16 protein-coding genes and 1 pseudogene are annotated in these 18,932 nt (G+C 50.8%); 14 read left to right on the top strand and 3 right to left on the bottom strand.

What is annotated here, in order from left to right; translation table 11 throughout:
- Positions 1-131 precede the first annotated feature (131 nt).
- The 5 genes and pseudogenes from G9C99_RS07505 (at position 132) to G9C99_RS07485 (ending at position 7,063) form a co-directional block, all read left to right on the top strand.
- Positions 132-1,962, top strand: a pseudogene (locus G9C99_RS07505) (extracellular solute-binding protein).
- Positions 1,963-1,977: 15 nt separating this feature from the next.
- Positions 1,978-3,129 (top strand): microcin C ABC transporter permease YejB, encoded by a 1,152-nt coding sequence (locus G9C99_RS07500; RefSeq protein WP_166416823.1) that lies wholly within the window; start codon positions 1,978-1,980, stop codon positions 3,127-3,129.
- Positions 3,129-4,241 carry an ABC transporter permease gene (locus tag G9C99_RS07495; protein ID WP_166417120.1) on the top strand — a complete coding sequence of 371 codons (1,113 nt, stop codon included), beginning with the start codon at positions 3,129-3,131 and terminating at the stop codon, positions 4,239-4,241. The genes G9C99_RS07500 and G9C99_RS07495 overlap by 1 nt, the downstream gene beginning before the upstream one ends.
- Entirely contained in the window at positions 4,238-5,821 is a 1,584-nt protein-coding gene (locus G9C99_RS07490) for an ABC transporter ATP-binding protein (protein WP_166416822.1), read from the top strand. The genes G9C99_RS07495 and G9C99_RS07490 overlap by 4 nt, the downstream gene beginning before the upstream one ends.
- 15 nt (positions 5,822-5,836) lie before the next feature.
- Complete coding sequence (locus tag G9C99_RS07485; protein WP_166416821.1) at positions 5,837-7,063, top strand: glycosyltransferase; 1,227 nt, start codon at positions 5,837-5,839, stop codon at positions 7,061-7,063.
- On the opposite strand, the gene hemN is transcribed toward G9C99_RS07485, so the two are convergent.
- Positions 7,052-8,407 carry an oxygen-independent coproporphyrinogen III oxidase gene (gene hemN / locus G9C99_RS07480; RefSeq protein ID WP_166416820.1) on the bottom strand — a complete coding sequence of 452 codons (1,356 nt, stop codon included), beginning with the start codon at positions 8,405-8,407 and terminating at the stop codon, positions 7,052-7,054. The two genes, G9C99_RS07485 and hemN, sit on opposite strands and share 12 nt — an antisense overlap.
- Positions 8,408-8,467: 60 nt before the next feature.
- On the opposite strand from hemN, the gene fnrL reads away from it, so the two are divergent.
- Positions 8,468-9,211 carry a transcriptional regulator FnrL gene (gene fnrL / locus G9C99_RS07475; protein WP_166416819.1) on the top strand — a complete coding sequence of 248 codons (744 nt, stop codon included), beginning with the start codon at positions 8,468-8,470 and terminating at the stop codon, positions 9,209-9,211.
- 12 nt (positions 9,212-9,223) lie between these two features.
- On the opposite strand, the gene G9C99_RS07470 is transcribed toward fnrL, so the two are convergent.
- Positions 9,224-10,063, bottom strand: coding sequence for a universal stress protein (locus G9C99_RS07470; RefSeq protein ID WP_166416818.1), 840 nt, complete (start codon positions 10,061-10,063; stop codon positions 9,224-9,226).
- A gap of 200 nt (positions 10,064-10,263) precedes the next feature.
- On the opposite strand from G9C99_RS07470, the gene ccoN reads away from it, so the two are divergent.
- From ccoN to ccoS, 8 genes are all read left to right on the top strand, one after another.
- Complete coding sequence (gene ccoN / locus G9C99_RS07465) at positions 10,264-11,862, top strand: cytochrome-c oxidase, cbb3-type subunit I (RefSeq protein ID WP_166416817.1); 1,599 nt, start codon at positions 10,264-10,266, stop codon at positions 11,860-11,862.
- Between the two features lie 14 nt (positions 11,863-11,876).
- The gene (gene ccoO, locus G9C99_RS07460; protein WP_166416816.1) at positions 11,877-12,602 is read left to right on the top strand and encodes a cytochrome-c oxidase, cbb3-type subunit II; all 726 of its coding nucleotides are present in this window, start codon (positions 11,877-11,879) and stop codon (positions 12,600-12,602) included.
- A gap of 11 nt (positions 12,603-12,613) precedes the next feature.
- Positions 12,614-12,814, top strand: coding sequence for a cbb3-type cytochrome c oxidase subunit 3 (locus tag G9C99_RS07455; RefSeq protein ID WP_166416815.1), 201 nt, complete (start codon positions 12,614-12,616; stop codon positions 12,812-12,814).
- The gene (ccoP, locus tag G9C99_RS07450; protein WP_166416814.1) at positions 12,811-13,671 is read left to right on the top strand and encodes a cytochrome-c oxidase, cbb3-type subunit III; all 861 of its coding nucleotides are present in this window, start codon (positions 12,811-12,813) and stop codon (positions 13,669-13,671) included. Before G9C99_RS07455 ends, ccoP begins: the two co-directional genes overlap by 4 nt.
- Positions 13,672-13,931: 260 nt before the next feature.
- Entirely contained in the window at positions 13,932-15,410 is a 1,479-nt protein-coding gene (ccoG, locus tag G9C99_RS07445) for a cytochrome c oxidase accessory protein CcoG (RefSeq protein ID WP_166416813.1), read from the top strand.
- Positions 15,407-15,868 carry a FixH family protein gene (locus G9C99_RS07440; protein WP_166416812.1) on the top strand — a complete coding sequence of 154 codons (462 nt, stop codon included), beginning with the start codon at positions 15,407-15,409 and terminating at the stop codon, positions 15,866-15,868. Before ccoG ends, G9C99_RS07440 begins: the two co-directional genes overlap by 4 nt.
- Positions 15,869-15,871: 3 nt before the next feature.
- Complete coding sequence (locus tag G9C99_RS07435) at positions 15,872-18,052, top strand: heavy metal translocating P-type ATPase (RefSeq protein WP_166416811.1); 2,181 nt, start codon at positions 15,872-15,874, stop codon at positions 18,050-18,052.
- A 1-nt stretch (position 18,053) separates the two neighbouring features.
- Positions 18,054-18,212 (top strand): cbb3-type cytochrome oxidase assembly protein CcoS, encoded by a 159-nt coding sequence (gene ccoS, locus G9C99_RS07430; protein ID WP_166416810.1) that lies wholly within the window; start codon positions 18,054-18,056, stop codon positions 18,210-18,212.
- Here ccoS and G9C99_RS07425 read toward each other — a convergent pair.
- Positions 18,209-18,904 carry a fumarylacetoacetate hydrolase family protein gene (locus G9C99_RS07425; RefSeq protein WP_166416809.1) on the bottom strand — a complete coding sequence of 232 codons (696 nt, stop codon included), beginning with the start codon at positions 18,902-18,904 and terminating at the stop codon, positions 18,209-18,211. The two genes, ccoS and G9C99_RS07425, sit on opposite strands and share 4 nt — an antisense overlap.
- Positions 18,905-18,932: the final 28 nt, after the last annotated feature.

The following is an 18,932-nucleotide window of genomic DNA, read 5'->3' as shown; positions in this document are numbered from 1 at the left end:
GATTGTGTCTGTTGGCCCTTTAGGCTGTTGGAAACAAAGTAGTCGATCATCCGGAGGACCATATGCAGCACCGCATCCGCGCCAAGGCCGTTTCAATTCAACGACATCGTATATTCTCGATGTTCCATTTGATGGCCTTAAGTGTTGTTGTTTTGTTTTGGGCTGGATTGGCATTCGCTCAAGAAAGTATCATTCGAAGTCACGGGATTTCGACATTTGGTGATTTGAAGTATCCGGCTGATTTTGCCCATTTGGATTATGTGAATCCTGATGCGCCTAAAGGTGGTGAAATCTCGGAATGGGCTTTTGGTGGTTTTGATTCGATGAACCCCTATTCGACACAAGGGCGTGCCGGAGCCTTGGCATCGATGTTTTATGAAACATTGCTAACTACGACGTCGGATACAATTGGCGAAAATTATGGATTGTTGGCTGAATCGTTAGAATACCCAGAAGACCGCAGTTGGGTGATTTTTAACATCCGCCCCGATGTGGAGTTTTCTGACGGTAGTCTACTAACGGCAGAAGATGTGATTTTCTCGTATGAAGTGTTTGCGGAAAAGGGATTGCCCAGTTTTCGCGCCCAACTGGAACGGCAGGTTGCAAGTGTCGAAATGTTGGGTCCATTGCAGGTGCGCTATACTTTTGTCGAAGGGGTGCAAACCCGTGACTTGCCTGAGCTGGTCGGCAGTCTGCCGGTGTTTTCAAAAGCGCATTATATAGCGAACGACCTTGATCTCGAGGAAAGCATGCTGACGCCAATGCTTGGTTCTGCGCCGTATGTTATTGATGAAATAGATGTCGGTCAGACGTTGATATATGCCCGCAACGAAAATTATTGGGGCGAGGCTCTGCCAATAAACGTCGGGCGCAATAATTTTGACCGTATTCGGATCGAATACTACGCGGATTACAACGCTGCGTTTGAGGGTTTCAAAGGCGGTAGTTACACGTTCCGCAATGAGGCAGCGTCGCTGATTTGGGCTACAGGCTATGATTTTCCTGCGTTAGAAGAAGGCTGGGTTGTTCAGCGCGAGCTGCCCAACGGGAATATCGCCCCCGGTCAGAGCTTTATCTACAACCTTCGACGTCCACAGTTTCAGGACCCGCGCGTGCGCGAGGCGATTGGGCTGATGTTTAATTTTGAATGGTCCAACGAAACGCTGTTCTACGGGCTGTATGAACGTAATAATTCCCTGTGGGAAAATACCGAACTGGCTGCGACTGGAATACCGTCCGAAGCTGAATTGGCGTTGTTAACACCTTTGGCTGATCTTTTGCCAGAAGGTGTGCTGACCGATGAGCCTGTTACGTCTCCAGTGTCGCGCTCGCGACAGCTGGACCGTAGTGCGCTGCGTCGTGCATCAACCTTGCTAGACGACGCGGGCTGGACGGTTGGCGACGATGGGATGCGTCGTAATGCGCAAGGTACAGTTCTGCGGGTCGAATTTTTGAACGATAGTCAAACGTTTGAGCGAATCATAAATCCATACATCGAAAACCTACGCCGTTTGGGCATAGATGCGGTGCAGGATCGCGTGGATCAGGCGCAGGCGACCAACCGCGAACGCAGCTACGATTTTGATATGCTGACCGAAAGCTATCGTATGGGATACACGCCAGGTTCTGGGTTGCGCCAATGGTTTGGATCTGACACGGCGCAGACCTCTGTTTTTAACAAAGCTGGCGTTGCAGATCCCGCTGTGGACCGATTGATTGAACATGTTGAGGCCGCAAATTCGCGTGAAGAACTAACAACAGCGGTACGGGCTTTGGATCGTGTGTTGCGCGCGTTACAGTTCCGCACGCCGCAATGGTATAAGAATGTCTATACCGTCGCTTACTACGATATGTTCGAACACCCTGAGGTGTTGCCACCTTTATGCACTGGGAGAGTTGGATTTCTGGTGGTATAACGCTGAAAGAGCAGAAGAATTGCGTGCCGAAGGCGCGCTAAGATAACAAGAAAGCAGGGTCATGGCCGCCTATATACTTCGGCGTTTGCTACTGATTATTCCCACTTTGGTTGGGATTATGATCATCAACTTTGCGCTTATTCAATTTGTGCCCGGTGGCCCAATTGAAAACCTCATTGCGCGGATCGAAGGGGAGGGTGACGCCTCTGAGCAGATCGGCGGAGGGGGCGATGCGGGTATAGAACAAGTGGGCGGCGACGAACGATACGCCGGTTCCCGTGGTCTGCCCGAAGATTTCATCGAAGAGCTTGAGTTGCAATTTGGCTTTGCGCGGTTGGTGTGCAGCGAAGGATTTACCGGCACACCTGACCTTGAGGCCCCAGAATGCAGCAAAGAGGCGATACCGTTGGTTGAACGGTTTTTCCTGATGATGTGGGATTACATCCGGCTTGATTTCGGGGAAAGCTATTTCCGATCCGTTGGCGTTTTTGAATTGGTTCTGGAAAAAATGCCCGTTTCAATCACCTTGGGGCTTTGGTCCACATTGATCGCTTATATGGTGTCGATCCCATTGGGGGTACGCAAAGCCGTCAAAGATGGCACACCTTTTGATACTTGGACCTCTGGCGCGATTATTGTCGCTTACGCGATTCCGGGTTTCTTATTTGCTATATTATTGTTGGTTCTCTTTGCGGGCGGGTCTTACTGGCAGATATTCCCACTTAGGGGGCTAACGTCGGACAATTTTGAAGAACTCAGTGTGGGCGGCAAAATACTAGATTACCTCTGGCATATTGCTTTGCCTGTGATTGCTTCGACGATTTCCAGCTTTGCGACATTGACCTTGCTGACTAAGAATTCGTTTTTAGATGAAATTCGCAAGCAATATGTGGTGACAGCCCGTGCGAAGGGACTATCGGAGTCTCGGGTGCTATATGGGCATATCTTTCGCAACGCGATGTTGATCGTCATTGCGGGTTTCCCAGCCTTATTTGTTAGCGTTTTCTTTGGTGGGTCTTTGATCATAGAAACGCTGTTTTCTTTGGATGGTCTGGGGCGGCTTGGGTTTGATGCTGTGGTCGCACGTGACTATCCAGTGGTCTTTGGAACGCTCTATGCCTTTGGGTTGTTGGGGCTGTTGATCGGGTTGGTATCCGATCTGATGTATGTGCTGATTGATCCGCGCATTGATTTTGAGGCGAGGCAGGTATGATGACACTTTCCCCTCTCAATCAACGCAGATGGCGCAACTTCCGCCGCAATGGACGGGCCTTTTGGTCGCTGATCATCTTCTCCGTGATTTTCACGATTTCACTGTTCGCAGAATATGTCGCGAATGATCAGCCATTGTTGGTCAGCTATCGTGGCGAACTGTATTCACCTGTGCATCGGTTTTATCCTGAAACGGCCTTTGGCGGTGATTTTCAGACAGAGGCGATTTATAGTGACATCGAAGTGCAATGTTTGATCAGATCTGGCGGGATGCAAGATTGTTTTGATATTCCTGAGGAAATCATCCAAGGCATCGAGGGGGGTAGTTACACCGATGGCGTTGACGGTTTCTATGAAGGTTGGATTTTATGGCCGATCATTCCTTACGCGTTCGATAGCATCGTGGACATTCCAGGTGCTGCGCCGTCTGCACCTGATGCCAACAATTGGCTGGGGACAGATGACACCAAACGCGATGTTCTTGCGCGGGTGATTTACGGTTTTCGGCTGTCAATTCTTTACACACTTATCGTGACGTCTGTTGCTTCCATCATTGGTATCGCGGCTGGCGCCGTTCAGGGGTACTTTGGCGGTTGGGTTGACCTTATTTTTCAACGCATTATTGAAATCTGGAACGGTACACCGCAGCTCTATGTCATCATTATTTTGCTGGCCACGCTGGGGCGAAGTTTCTGGATATTGGTTTTCGTGGCGATTTTGTTTGGCTGGACAGGGCTTGTCGGGGTTGTCCGTGCAGAATTTTTGCGTGCCCGGAACTTTGAGTATGTACGTGCTGCCAAAGCGCTTGGCGTGTCTGACATTACCATCATGTTTAGGCATATGCTGCCCAACGCGATGGTGGCGACGTTGACGTTTTTACCATTCCTAGTGACTGGCGCGATTGCAACGCTGGCCTCGCTTGATTTCCTAGGGTTTGGGTTGCCGTCTTCGTCCCCGTCACTCGGGGAACTCACGTTGCAGGGCAAACAAAACCTGCACGCGCCTTGGTTGGGGTTCACCGCCTTTTTCACTTACGCGATCATGCTGTCGCTGTTGGTTTTCATCTTTGAAGGCGTGCGAGACGCTTTCGATCCGCGAAAGACGTTTGAATGAACAGGGTTCTCGACATCAACAACCTTCGGGTTTCATTTAAACAAGACGGTCAACTGATCCCCGCAGTGAAAGGCGTGTCGTTTCATGTGGGTGAAGGTGAAACTGTTGCAATTGTGGGGGAGTCTGGTTCCGGTAAATCCGTGTCTGCCCTTTCGACCGTGGCGCTACTGCCTGACAGTGCGCAGATCGAAGGATCAGTGCGTTATCTGAATACTGAAATGACGACCGCTGACGACGCCGAACTGCGCCGCGTACGTGGGAACGACATTAGTTTTATTTTTCAGGAACCGATGACGTCGTTGAACCCCCTTCACACGATCGAAAAACAACTTGGTGAAAGTCTGTCTTTGCACCAAGGATTAGACGGGTCCGCCGCACGTATTCGTATTATTGAATTGCTGGAAAGAGTAGGCATTCACGATGCTGAAAGTCGGCTCAATTCCTACCCGCATCAATTGTCCGGTGGGCAACGCCAAAGAGTTATGATCGCTATGGCGCTGGCAAACAAACCCGACCTTCTGATAGCGGATGAACCGACAACGGCTTTGGATGTGACGATTGAGGCGCAAATTCTTAAGCTGTTGGCGGATTTGAAAACATCTGAAAACATGAGCCTTCTGTTCATCACCCATGATCTTGGCGTGGTCAGAAAAATAGCTGATCGTGTGTATGTGATGCAGCATGGTGAAGTGGTAGAGGAGGGGATAACAGCGGATATATTTGCAAATCCCCAACATCCTTACACACAGACATTATTAGCGGCTGAACCAACTGGTACGCCTGACCCTGTTCCCGACGATGCGGTTGAGGTGGTTTCGGCTGACGGGCTGAAAATCTGGTTCCCGATACAGCAAGGATTACTGCGACGTACGGTTGGTCATGTCAAAGCTGTGAACAACGCGACGCTGTCAGTGCGGCAGGGCGAAACGCTCGGTATCGTTGGTGAATCTGGATCAGGGAAAACCACGCTTGCATTGGCTATGATGCGGCTTATCGCGTCTGAGGGGCCTGTCGCCTTTTTTAGTGATCGGATTGATCAACTCAATGCAAAAGAGCTGCGCAAACTGCGCCGTGACATGCAAATTGTGTTCCAAGACCCTTATGGGTCGCTGTCGCCGCGGATGTCTGCATTTCAGATCATAGCCGAAGGCTTGGGTGTTCATGGCATGGACCGAGATCGTGCACCGCGGGACATGGTGGCTGAGATCATGGAAGAAGTAGGGCTAGACCCTGCAACCATGGATCGCTACCCACATGAGTTTTCTGGTGGTCAACGTCAGAGGATTGCCATTGCGCGGGCGATGATTTTACGGCCCAAGCTTGTCGTATTGGACGAACCAACGTCTGCGCTCGATATGACGGTGCAGGTGCAGATTGTCGATTTGCTGCGCAACCTCCAGCAAAAATATGGATTGGCCTATCTGTTTATCAGTCATGATTTGCGTGTAGTTCGCGCCGTTAGTCACAAGGTGATTGTGATGAAACGGGGTGATGTTGTTGAATATGGCCCAAGCGCCCAGATTTTTGACGCACCAGAAACAGATTATACAAAGGAACTGTTGGCAGCGGCCTTTGGCTAACGATAGAGTTTTGTAATGAATATCCTTTTTGTGCATCAAAATTTTCCAGGGCAATTTAAGTTTCTGGCGCCTGCCCTCAGAAAATTGGGGCACAATATTGGTGTGATCACGGCGTCAACCAATGAACGTGAAACTGGGATTCCCACGGTTCGTTATCGTTGGGATTATGAAACAAAGCCTATGGGGCCGGGTACCCATTATGCTGGGCATGCCGAACGGGGCGCACGTGTTGCGCAGGTGGCTGCTCATGTCCAAAAAGAACAAGGATATACGCCCGACATCATTGTTGGTCATCCGGGATGGGGAGAGACTCTTTTTCTGAAAGAAGTCTGGCCGAATGCTAAGCTTATTTTATTTGGTGAATTCTATTACGCGACCCGTGGTTTGGACGCGGATTTTGATGCAGAGTTTCAAACTTCAACACTAAATGCACGTATTTCCACGATCAGCAAACTTGCGCATTTGTCTCAGGCAATGACACAAGCCGACGGCTCTTACGCCCCAACGTCGTGGCAGGCCGGGACTTTCCCCGCTGCGATGCGGGCGGATATGAAGGTCGTCCATGATGGTATCGACACCGATGGATTGCAGCCAAATCTGGCGGCAGAATATACGGTTCCAAATACTGGCGTGACGCTACGGGCTGGTGATGAAGTTCTAACATTCATCAACCGGAATCTTGAACCTCAGCGTGGTTTTCATATTTTCATGCGTGCTTTGCCAGAGGTGCTGCGAAATCGCCCAAATGCCCATGTGGTGTTGATTGGCGGAGATGGCAAAGGGTACGGTGGATCCCCCGCAGACGGACGCAGTTGGAAACAGGTTATGTTGGATGAGTTGGGGGGACAGATCGATCGGTCACGTGTGCATTTCGTCGGGCGCGTGTCCTACAACGACTTTAAATCCATTATGCAGATCAGTCGCGTACATGCCTATCTGACGTATCCATTTGTGTTGTCATGGTCCATGCTTGAGGCAATGAGCATGGGCGCAATGGTCGTCGGGTCAAAAACAGCCCCTGTTCAAGAAGTGATCATCGACGGTGTGAATGGTCGTTTGGTTGAGTTCTTTGATGTCGCGGCGTGGGGTCGGGTTCTAACGGAATGTCTGGCGGAACCAGTAAAGTTCGCGCCAATGCGGATCATGGCGCGTGAAACGATTATATCGAACTACGACCTAAAAACAGTCTGCTTGCCAAAATTGCTGGACTATATTTTATCGTTCGGCCCTTCAGACAGCTGAGCTATGCCCAGCTTTGGATAAATCGTAAGCGTCAAACGCACGGGCTATCACGCGGGTTAAGGGGCGGGCATATTCGGGAATGAAGAATCGTTCTGGCGTGACCCGCACCATATCGCCAAACGTTTTTGCTGCCTCATCAAACATGTCGGTAATATCTGTTCTCTTGATATCAAAGCGCTGCTTGATGTCGTCCGCCGAAATTTCAAAATCACACATCAAAGCTTCGATCATGCGACTGCGGATGAGATCATCCTGTGAAAATGCATGCCCTTTGTGTGTCGAGAACGACCCATTTCGCACTGCGTTCGTGTGGGCAGATGTCGCTGGGGCGTTTTGAGTGAACCCCTGAGGAAACCGGGAAATCGAAGAGGCACCAACCCCGATCAATGCGCTTGCCTGATCATCTGTGTAGCCCTGAAAATTGCGGCGAAGCATGCCATTTCGTTGGGCGATTGCCAGACCATCACTTGGCAGTGCAAAATGATCGATACCAATGGTTTGGTATCCATCGAAGTTGAAAAGCTTTTGCGCGGCATCAAATAACGCAAGCCGTTCTTCTGGTGACGGAAGTGAATCTGAGGGGATCATTTGCTGGCGTTTGGCCATCCATGGAACATGGGCGTAGCCATAGAGAGCAACGCGGTCAGGGGACAACGATAGAAGTTTTTGAACCGAATCTGAAATGCGGTGGGTGTTTTGATGAGGTAGCCCATACAAAATATCGGCATTCAAGCTTTGGATACCTTGGGCGCGTAATCCTTCGACGGCGTCGCGGGTGATTTCATAACTTTGAGGGCGGCCAATGATTTTTTGAATCTCTGGATCAAAGTCCTGCACACCGATAGACGCGCGATTCATACCCGCCGCTGCCAAAGCTTCTAATCGATGTTGATCGATTTCATTTGGGTCAATTTCAACTGAAAACTCTGCATTTTCACCCATAGGCACGACGTTAAAGATAGCAGCTGCCAGTTCGCTCATCATAGTGGGGGAGAGTAGGGTAGGTGTACCACCACCCCAATGAAGCCTTGAAAGCGTTATGCCATCGGGCAACATGTTCCCGAGGTGTCGCAATTCAGTTTTCAGAGTTTCCAAGTAACTTAAAACGGGTTTTTCTGATTGTGTCCCTTGTGTGCGACAGGCGCAAAACCAACAGAGCCGCCGACAGAATGGCACGTGTATATAAAGCGATATCTGCCCATTTTCGGGGATCGCCCGTATCCATTTTTCATGTTCGCTAGCTCCAATTGATGCCGAAAAATGCGGCGCAGTTGGATAGCTCGTATAGCGGGGCACACGCGCGTCAAAAAGACCGTGCTGCGCGAGTTGTGAATTCAGAGTCATTCCAATACCATGACATTGAAACTGATACGCCACTTTGACTCAGATCAAGAAAAGACGCCAATGAGCATTCAAGAACTTAAACTCGGCTTTAAAGATTGTAGCGACTGCCCGATCCGCCATCGTGCGGTTTGCGCGCGGTGTGAGGCAGATGAATTAGCGGTGTTGGATGAAATTAAATACTACCGCAGCTACGAAGCGGGGCAAACTGTTGTGTGGTCAGGGGACCACATGGATTTTGTGGCCTCCGTTGTGTCGGGTATCGCGACCTTAAGTCAAACTATGGAAGATGGGCGAACACAGATGGTTGGGCTTTTGCTACCGTCTGATTTTGTGGGACGTCCGGGGCGTGATGAAGCCGCCTTTGATGTGACGGCTACAACCAATCTGGTTATGTGTTGTTTTCGCCGTAAGCCGTTTGAAAAAATGATGGCCGAAACCCCGCATATCGCGCAGCGCCTGTTGGAAATGACGCTCGACGAATTGGATGCTGCGCGGGAATGGATGTTGTTGCTGGGGCGCAAAACTGCACGGGAAAAGATCGCAAGCTTGATTGCGATCATCGCGCGTCGCGATGCTACTCTGACCAAAGGGGGCGGTACGCCAAAGACGTTTGATTTGCCGCTCACACGTGATGCGATGTCAAACTACCTCGGTCTAACGCTTGAGACAGTAAGTCGTCAGATTTCCGCATTGAAAAAAGATGGCGTTATCCAATTGGAAGGAAAACGCCATGTGACGATCCCCGATTTCCAACGTTTGTTGGATGAAACCGGGGATGATGCTGATGGTGGTTACCTAGTATAAGAGGTGTCGGCGTCAATGCGCCATCAGGACCGGAACTTCGGCGTGTTCGAGCATATTTCGAGTAGCCCCACCTAATATAGCTTCGCGGAATCGCGAATGGCCATATGCCCCCATAACCATCAGGTCAGCGTCAATGTCACGGGCATGGCGCAACAAAACATCAGAAACACGTGGCATGGTTTTTGCAAGGACTGAGATTTCAGCCTTTACGCCATGCCGTACTAGCATTTGCGATAACGCCCCGCCGGGGTCAGAGCGATCTGGACTGTGGGTGGGTGGATCAATAATTGCAATATTCACCTCTTCGGCTGCGCGCAACGCCGGTAGGGCGGCACGAATGGCGGAAAGGGCTTCGGTGCTTTCGTTCCACGCAACAACCACGCGGCGGGGGATCGTCGCGGCTTCGCAGCTATCCGGAACAACCAAGACGGGGGCGTGGCCCTCGAACATTGCTGCTTCGACAATTGCTTCGATTTCTTGCCCACGGGATTTTCCGTAAGGTTTAGGAAGAACGACCAAATCGGCAAATCGCGCGCGATGGGCGATTATACGAGCAAGGCCGGCCAACTGGGCGACACCTGATTCAACCGACCATGCGACGGTTTCTGTAGAAAGGCGTTGGCGTATGGATGTTTCGAGAGTTTCAGCCTCCTCTCTGGCGCGTATCAGGGTTTCCTGCTGCACAAGTGCATTTGCACCAGCGTAGTAATATCCTGTTTGAGTGCGATCGATGCCTAGGCACATGACATCAAGATGTGCGTCTTCGACTTTAGAAATAGCAAGTGCGCGTTCTAGCGGAGGTGCAGAAACATCTGCATCTGTGACGATGTTCAGTATCGTTTTAAAACCCATTGTCTCATCTCTTTCTTAATTCGCTTATTTCGAAAGCTAAGGAGAAAGTTGATCAGGCGCTTTGACTTCGATCAAAGAGATGACGCGTCCAGTTTGATATGGATCAAGGCGACAACTGCCGTGCCCATTACTACGGCAGCTAATCGAGAAACCCCTCGGCGAATGCTGAGTCGGCGGGGGAAAAGACGAAGGGACGCTTTATGTGGGACTATCTTAAGCTCATCGTGTTGGGGCTGATCACGGTCCTGGCTGCGATTGCAGCCAACTATGCACGCGATCTTGCCTACCAGTTGCATGCCATTTTGGTGATGCTGGTGGCAGGTGGCGTATTTCTGTGGACGTTGCGAAATACGCATGAAACAAAACCGGCACCTGAAACGGGTTACATGGACGATGTTGTTCGTGCAGGCGCTATTGCGACAACTTTTTGGGGCGTCGTTGGCTTTTTAGCTGGGACATTCATTGCCTTTCAGCTTGCCTTTCCGGTGCTGAATTTTGATTGGGCCGAAGGGTTCACCAATTTTGGTCGTTTGCGCCCGTTACACACTTCAGCGGTTATTTTCGCTTTTGGTGGGAACGCGCTGATCTGTACTTCTTTTTATGTGGTGCAGCGTACATCTGCGGCGCGGCTTTGGGGTGGAAACCTCGCATGGTTTGTGTTTTGGGGCTATCAGCTGTTTATCGTGCTTGCTGCGACTGGGTATTTGTTGGGCTCAACACAATCCAAGGAATACGCAGAACCTGAATGGTACGTTGATATTTGGTTGACCGTCGTGTGGCTTGCGTATCTTGCGGTGTTTATGGGAACCATTATCAAACGTAAAGAACCTCATATTTATGTGGCGAACTGGTTTTATCTGTCTTTCATTATCACCGTTGCGATGCTGCATGTTGTGAATAACATTTCGATCCCGGTATCCATCTTTGGGTCTAAATCAGTTCAGATTTTCGCTGGTGTTCAAGATGCGATGACTCAATGGTGGTACGGCCACAATGCGGTTGGGTTTTTCTTGACTGCTGGTTTCTTGGGCATGATGTATTACTTTGTGCCAAAGCAGGCTGAGCGTCCGGTTTTCTCCTACAAACTGTCAATCATCCACTTCTGGGCGCTGATCTTCCTATACATCTGGGCTGGTCCACACCACCTGCACTATACTGCTTTGCCGGACTGGGCAGGTACACTGGGTATGGTTTTCTCAATCATTCTATGGATGCCAAGCTGGGGTGGTATGATCAACGGTCTGATGACGCTTTCAGGCGCTTGGGACAAGCTGCGCACCGATCCAATCATTCGTATGATGGTGATTTCTATCGGGTTCTACGGGATGTCCACATTCGAAGGACCGATGATGTCGATCCGTGCTGTGAACTCTCTGAGCCACTATACCGACTGGACCATTGGCCACGTGCATTCTGGTGCTTTGGGTTGGAACGGGATGATTACCTTTGGGGCGCTTTACTACCTCTTCCCGAAGCTGTGGAACAAAACAGGCCTTTATAGCCTCAAACTCGTGAATTGGCACTTTTGGCTCGCGACGATCGGTATCGTTCTTTATGCGGCATCCATGTGGGTCAGCGGTATTATGGAGGGGCTGATGTGGCGTGAAGTTGATGCAAATGGTTTCCTTGTAAACGCATTTGTTGACTCCGTCGCGGCGAAGTTCCCGATGAATGTGGTTCGCGGATTGGGGGGCGTTATGTACCTCGGTGGTGCGCTGATCATGGCCTATAACCTTTGGATGACTGTAGCAAAAGGCGAGGCGAAAGCCCCTGCCGCTGCCGCAGCGCCCGCTGAATAAGGAAGGACCGAAAAATGGGAATTCTTGATAAACACGCGGTACTGGAAAAGAATGCAACGTTGCTTCTTGTTGGATCGCTTCTTGTGGTGTCGATTGGTGGGATTGTTGAAATTGCACCTCTGTTCTACCTCGAAAACACAATTGAGGAAGTGGAGGGCATGCGCCCTTATTCCCCGCTCGAGCTGACAGGGCGCGACGTTTACATTCGTGAGGGGTGCTATACGTGCCACTCGCAAATGATCCGTCCCATGCGTGACGAGGTTGAAAGGTACGGGAATTATTCATTGGCGGCTGAGTCAATGTATGACCACCCACACCAATGGGGATCAAAGCGTACTGGTCCTGATCTCGCGCGTGTTGGTGGGCGTTATTCTGATGAATGGCATCTTGATCACTTGCGGGATCCGCAATCTGTGGTGCCAGAATCCATCATGCCATCCTACGCGTTTTTAGAAAATAACCTGATTGAGCCTACTCACATCCAAGAGTTGGTTAGCACTCATAGGTTTGTTGGTGTGCCTTACACCGACGATATGGTTGAAAACGCGGCGTTTGACTTTATGGCGCAGGCTGATCCCGATAGCGATTGGGATGCGACAGTTGAACGGTATCCGGGAGCACAAGTCCGTAACTTTGATGGCCAACCTGGCGTTTCGGAAATGGATGCCATGATCGCGTATTTGCAGATGTTAGGCACGTTGGTTGATTTTTCGACCTTCACACCTGACGCAAGCCGATAGAGGAGGGCGTTATGGATACCTATTCCTTTATGCGTGAATTCGCGGACAGTTGGGGGCTTTTGTTTCTTTTCTGTTTTTTCTTAGGTGTCATTGTCTGGGCATTTCGTCCAGGCAGCACCAAGACTTACACAGATACCGCAGACATCCCCTTTCGTCATGAAAATGAACCCGCCAGCGATGCTGAGGCACAAGCTATGGAGGCGCGGCAATGAGTAAGAAACCCGTAGAACAACAAGATCCAGAAACCACAGGTCACTCCTGGGATGGGATCGAAGAGTTCAATAACCCTCTGCCGCGCTGGTGGCTTTATACGCTATACGCCTGCATCGTTTGGGGTATTGGGTACATGATCGCCTATCCGGCATGGCCATTGATCAACGGGGCGACACCGGGCTTGTTGGGCTATTCCACACGGGCCGAAGTCCAAACTGAGATCGAAGCTTTTGATGCCAGAAATGCAGAAATTGAGGCGACCCTTGTTGCGACACCGCTTGACGCTGTTCCTGAGGACGAAAATCTAAATCGCTTTGCAATCAATGCAGGTGGTTCCGTGTTTCGGACATGGTGTGCGCAATGTCACGGCTCAGGTGCAGCTGGTGCAACAGGTTATCCAAATCTTTTGGATAACGATTGGCTCTGGGGTGGTTCAATTGATGAGATCTACGCAACTGTAAACCACGGGATCCGCAACGAAGAAGATCTGGATGCGCGGTTTTCGCAAATGCCGGCCTTTGGTGATTTCCTTGAGGACACCGAGGTCGACCAAATCGTCAATCACGTAATGGCAATTTCAGGTCAGGAGTCGGACCCTGTGTTGGCTGCGGCTGGTTCTGATTTGTTCCTTGATAACTGTGCAAGCTGTCACGCGGATGACGGCACAGGTGATCGGTTTCAAGGTGCACCAAATCTGACTGACGCGATCTGGCTATATGGTGGAAATGCCGAAGCCCTTAGAGAAACTGTGACCAACGCCCGCTTTGGCGTGATGCCAAGTTGGGGCGGCCGCTTGAGCGAAGCAGATGTTCGCGCAGTGTCAATTTATGTTCACCAGCTTGGTGGTGGTGAATAACAGAATTCCAGAGGTTCGCGCCTCTGGAACCGGCATCGGCGCCCGTCCTGTTCGCGCGTTTCCTGGGGGCCGATGCCTACATTAACCAGTTATTTGAGTAAATTTAAAGAGGGGGGTGTTTACCCTCCCTTTTTATTTCGGAAGAAAATTTGAGGAAAATCAGGTAATATTTCGAACGAAAGGACAGACTGTCACATGTGACAAACCTATGCCTCGCGCGGGTATAAAGTTTGACGTAGGTCAAAGTTATTCATGCAGGCATGTGTGACAAGAGCGCTATTACGCGCACAGGACATCGGAGAGATTCCTTGAACAACGAGACACCCCCAACCCTCTATGCGGCACGGGAACCTATTTTCCCTCGCAGAGTGTCAGGCAAATTTCGTAACCTCAAATGGGTGATTATGGTTGTCACCTTGGGGATATATTATCTAACGCCATGGATCCGTTGGGATCGCGGGGTGAATTTACCCGATCAGGCTGTCTTGCTTGATTTGGCAAACCGGCGGTTCTTTTTCTTTTGGATCGAAATTTGGCCAGATGAATTTTACTTTATAGCCGGGCTGTTAATTATGGCTGGGTTGGGTTTGTTTTTATTCACCTCTGCACTGGGCCGCGTTTGGTGTGGCTATACCTGTCCACAGACAGTTTGGACCGACTTGTTTATTCTTGTCGAACGTTGGATCGAAGGTGACCGCAACGCCCGCCTGCGCCTACACCGTCAGAAAAAATGGGACCTGCGCAAAGTACGTTTGCGGATCACTAAGTGGGTCGCATGGATTATCATTGCGATGGCAACCGGCGGCGCTTGGGTGTTTTATTTTGCGGACGCCCCGACGCTATTGGTGAGTTTGTTTACACTGAACGCGCCAATGGTCGCCTATACAACTGTCGCTGTGTTGACGGCTACAACGTTTGTATTTGGTGGATTGGCCCGGGAACAAGTTTGCATTTACATGTGCCCATGGCCACGCATTCAGGCCGCCATGATGGACGAAGATACACTGGTTGTTGCATACCGCGATTGGCGCGGTGAACCTCGTGGTAAGTTGAATAAAAAGAACGTAGGTGAAGAAAACACAGGGGACTGTATTGATTGCATGGCCTGCGTGAATGTGTGTCCGGTGGGGATCGATATTCGTGACGGTCAGCAGTTGGAATGTATCACATGCGCGCTCTGTATTGATGCGTGTGATGACGTCATGGTTAAAATTGGTAAGCCTCGTGGGTTGATTGATTACATGGCACTTAAAGACGAAGCTGCCGAAAGAGCGGGCGAAGCACCAAAATCTGTATGGAAACACATTTTGCGCCCCCGTACGATTCTCTATACATCTTTGTGGTCATTGGTCGGATTTGGGTTGGTCTTTGCGTTGTTCATCCGGTCGGAGATCGACATGAATGTTTCGCCTGTGCGCAATCCTACCTTTGTGACCATGTCGGACGGATCTATTCGCAACACCTACGAAGTTCGTTTGCGAAATAAACATGGGGAAGACCGCCAATTTCACATCTCCCTGACATCGCCAGAGCTTTTGGTGATATCGCTTGAAGGGAACAGTGATTTGACGGTGCCGGTACCGGCGGATGATACTTATATGCAACGGGTTTATGTCCTGGCACCCTCGGGTACTTTGGCGGCCCAAGCAGCACGAACAGATTTACGTCTATGGGTCGAAGATTTGACCAACGGGGAACGTGCTTATGTGGACACTGTTTTTAATGGGAATGACCAATGACATCTAAACCGCTCACTGGCCGTAAGGTATTTGCAATTACTGCGAGCGCGTTTGCAGTAATCATCGGCGTTAATTTTTTCATGGCCTGGAGTGCAGTTAGTACCTTTCCAGGTCTTGAAGTTGGTAATTCCTATGTCGCAAGCCAAAGCTTTGACGCTGATCGCGCTGCGCAGGAAGGGCTGGGTTGGTCTGCGGAGTTACGCTATGTGGACAATCACCTGGTGCTTGAGATCACTGATGACGATGGGGCGCCTGTCGAAGTGGACAGTTTGAGCGCCATCCTCGGGCGATCTACCCATGTGCGCGATGATTTCGCACCGATGTTTCAGTTTGAAAACGGAGTTTACCGTGCACCTGCTGTCAGTTTGGGCGGTGGCAATTGGAACTTACGCTTTACCGCTGTGGCCAGCGATGGGACCGAATTTCGTCAACGTCTCGTCTTATATGTGAGAGGATAGAATATGAGTGCCGCTGCCATCTCTGCGTGTCCAGCCTGTTCTGCTGCTCCCTCTGCCGAAGCGCTGGCCAAGGCCGCATTGCCACAAGACGTCAACGTAGTGTTATCACTGCCGACCATTCATTGTGCAGGCTGCATAGCAGGGGTGGAACGGGCATTGTTGCGTCATAGCGGGGTTGTAGGCGCGCGGGTGAACTTGACCCTGAAACGCGTAAATATCGAAACATACCCTGAGGTAGACACAAGCGAATTGATCGCTGTTTTAAGTGAGGCAGGTTATGAAGCGCATGAACTGGATGCGGGAACGATATCTGCTACCGCAACAGACAAAGCGGGCCGTGAAATCTTAACACGGTTGGCCGTTTCTGGTTTCGCGATGATGAATGTCATGATGCTGTCCATCGCCGTCTGGTCGGGCGCAGAGGCCGCAACACGTGATTTGTTTCACTGGATATCTGCGGCAATTGCCCTGCCAACCATTGCCTTTTCAGCCCAACCCTTTTTCCGGAATGCTTGGATTGCGCTTTCCGCTCGACGGTTAAATATGGATGTTCCGATTTCATTGGCGATTTTACTCGCGGGTGGAATGTCGCTGTTTGAAACGTTTCATTCTGGCGAACAGGCGTATTTTGACGCGGCATTGTCACTAACATTCTTTCTGCTTGCCGGACGGTATCTGGACCACAGAACACGGGCAGTGGCCCGTTCTGCTGCTGAAGAATTGGCAGCACTTGAAGTTCCACGCGCCACTAAGCTCGTGGATGATGTTGAGGTGGTGACCGCAATTGCATCTTTGGCTGTTGGTGATTTGGTTTTGGTAAAACCGGGTGGTCGGATGCCAGTTGATGGGGTGGTTGTTTCAGGCCACAGTGAAATAGATAGATCATTGCTGACGGGTGAAACGATACCGGTTTTCGCCAAACCCGGGCAAGACATCAGTGCAGGTGAGGTCAACTTGACCGGACCGCTCACGTTACGTGTGACTGCAGCGGGGGAGGACAGTTCGCTTCACCGTATGGCCGATTTGGTGGCGATGGCAGAATCTGCACGTAATAAATACACGTCGTTGGCGGACAAAGCCGCGCAGATTTATGCGCCGGGTGTGCATCTGTTGGCGTTGATCGCCTTTATTGCATGGTTGTTCATAACCGGTGGCGATGTTCGGTTCGCCTTGAATATCGCTGTGGCTGTTTTGATCATTACGTGTCCCTGCGCCCTTGGTTTGGCAGTGCCAGCTGTGACTACTGCGGCATCGGGGCGCTTATTTCGTAAGGGAATGTTGATTAAACACGGCACCGCTCTTGAGCGGTTGGCGGAGGTGGATACGGTCGTTTTTGACAAAACGGGTACTTTGACCGAAGGCAAGCCTGTTTTAATCAACGCCGAGAGTTTTTCCGCAGAGGCACAACAAATCGCCAAAGCGCTGAGTAAAGGGTCTGCGCATCCCTTAGCGAAAGCGATTGCCTCTGCACTGTCCGATCGTGGTGTTTGCGATATCGAAGTTGCCAACCTGCGTGAAGTTCCGGGGTACGGAATGGAGGGGATGGTCAATGGGCAAGCTGTGCGTTTGGGGCGTGCAGCCTGGGTCGGGGGCGACGCCACTTCAACCACCGCAAGCCATCTCAAAACTGGTGACGCAGAACCGTTATCATTCCTGTTTGAGGATAACCTGCGTCTCGGCGCACAATCGGCTGTCGAGGCTTTGCGCACACAAGGTAAATCGGTGCAGATCATTTCTGGTGATAGCGAAGCCGCTGTTGCCTCCTTGGCAGCTAAGCTCGGGGTGGGCACTTGGATGGCGGAAACCGTTCCGCAAGAAAAAGCCGAAGCCATCAACAGCCTCACGGCGTCCGGGGCAAAGGTTTTAATGGTAGGGGACGGATTGAACGACACTGCGGCCCTTACCGCAGCGCATGTTTCTATGTCGCCAGCAACCGCTTTAGATGCTGCACGGGTCGCATCTGATATTGTATTGCTGGGCGAAGATTTGGAACCTATTGCCGAAGCCCTGCATACAGCGCAAAAGGCGACGCGCCGGATCAAAGAGAATTTCGGAATTGCGGCACTTTACAATTTGATTGCGGTTCCAATTGCTTTGATTGGTTTGGCAACGCCGTTGGCGGCAGCCTTGGCGATGTCGCTTTCTTCGATTACTGTGTCATTGAATGCACTGAGGTTAAGATAAAATGGAAATGCTGGCCTATCTCATTCCGATATCTCTGTTTTTGGGCGGAGTGGGATTGCTCGCGTTTTTTTGGACAGTGAAGTCGCGTCAATACGAAGACCCGGATGGGGATAGTCAGCGCATTTTGTCGGATGAATGGGACGATGCACCGCGGCCTTAATTGGCTGCGAATGTTGTTGTGACTGACCCTAGCCCATTAATTGCGATAGTGCAGCTATCGCCCGGTTTGATCGGTCCGACGCCAGCAGGGGTGCCCGTATAGATCAAGTCTCCGGGTGCTAAAGTTACCAAACCCGATAGTGTTGCGACAATGTCCGAAATGGACCAGATCATGTCTGCGACATCCCCAGTTTGGCGGCAATTGCCATTGACGTGCGCTGTAATCGCGCCGCTTTCGATGTGCCCTGATTCAGCTACGGGGTGCAGGGGGCCACAAACCGCCGAATTATCAAATCCTTTTGCCATGTCCCATGGGCGCCGTGCCGCTTTAGCGGCGGCCTGCATATCGCGTCGAGTCAAGTCGTTTCCAACACCATAGCCCCAAACATGCGCCAATGCATCATTCGGCGTTATGTCTGTGCCTCCTGTATCAATCGCAACGACCAGTTCCGCTTCGTGATGCAGGTTTTCGGTTTGTGACGGAAAGGGAAGTATTGCCGCATCATCCACAATCGCATCAGCAGGCTTGGTAAAGAAAAACGGTGGTTCGCGGTCAGGATCATTCCCCATTTCTCGAGCATGCTCTGCATAATTACGCCCAACACAAAAAATGCGCCGCACCGGAAAGCGAAGATTACTGCCAAAAATTGCGACAGAAGACACTTCGACTGACGGAACTACAAACTGTGTCATGGCTTACTCCGGTTACGGTCTGGGGACC

Origin of the sequence: Cochlodiniinecator piscidefendens (assembly GCF_011326755.1) — a bacterium.
GTDB classification, from domain to species: Bacteria; Pseudomonadota; Alphaproteobacteria; order Rhodobacterales; family Rhodobacteraceae; genus Cochlodiniinecator; species Cochlodiniinecator piscidefendens.
This window is presented reverse-complemented; position numbering and strand designations above follow the sequence as displayed.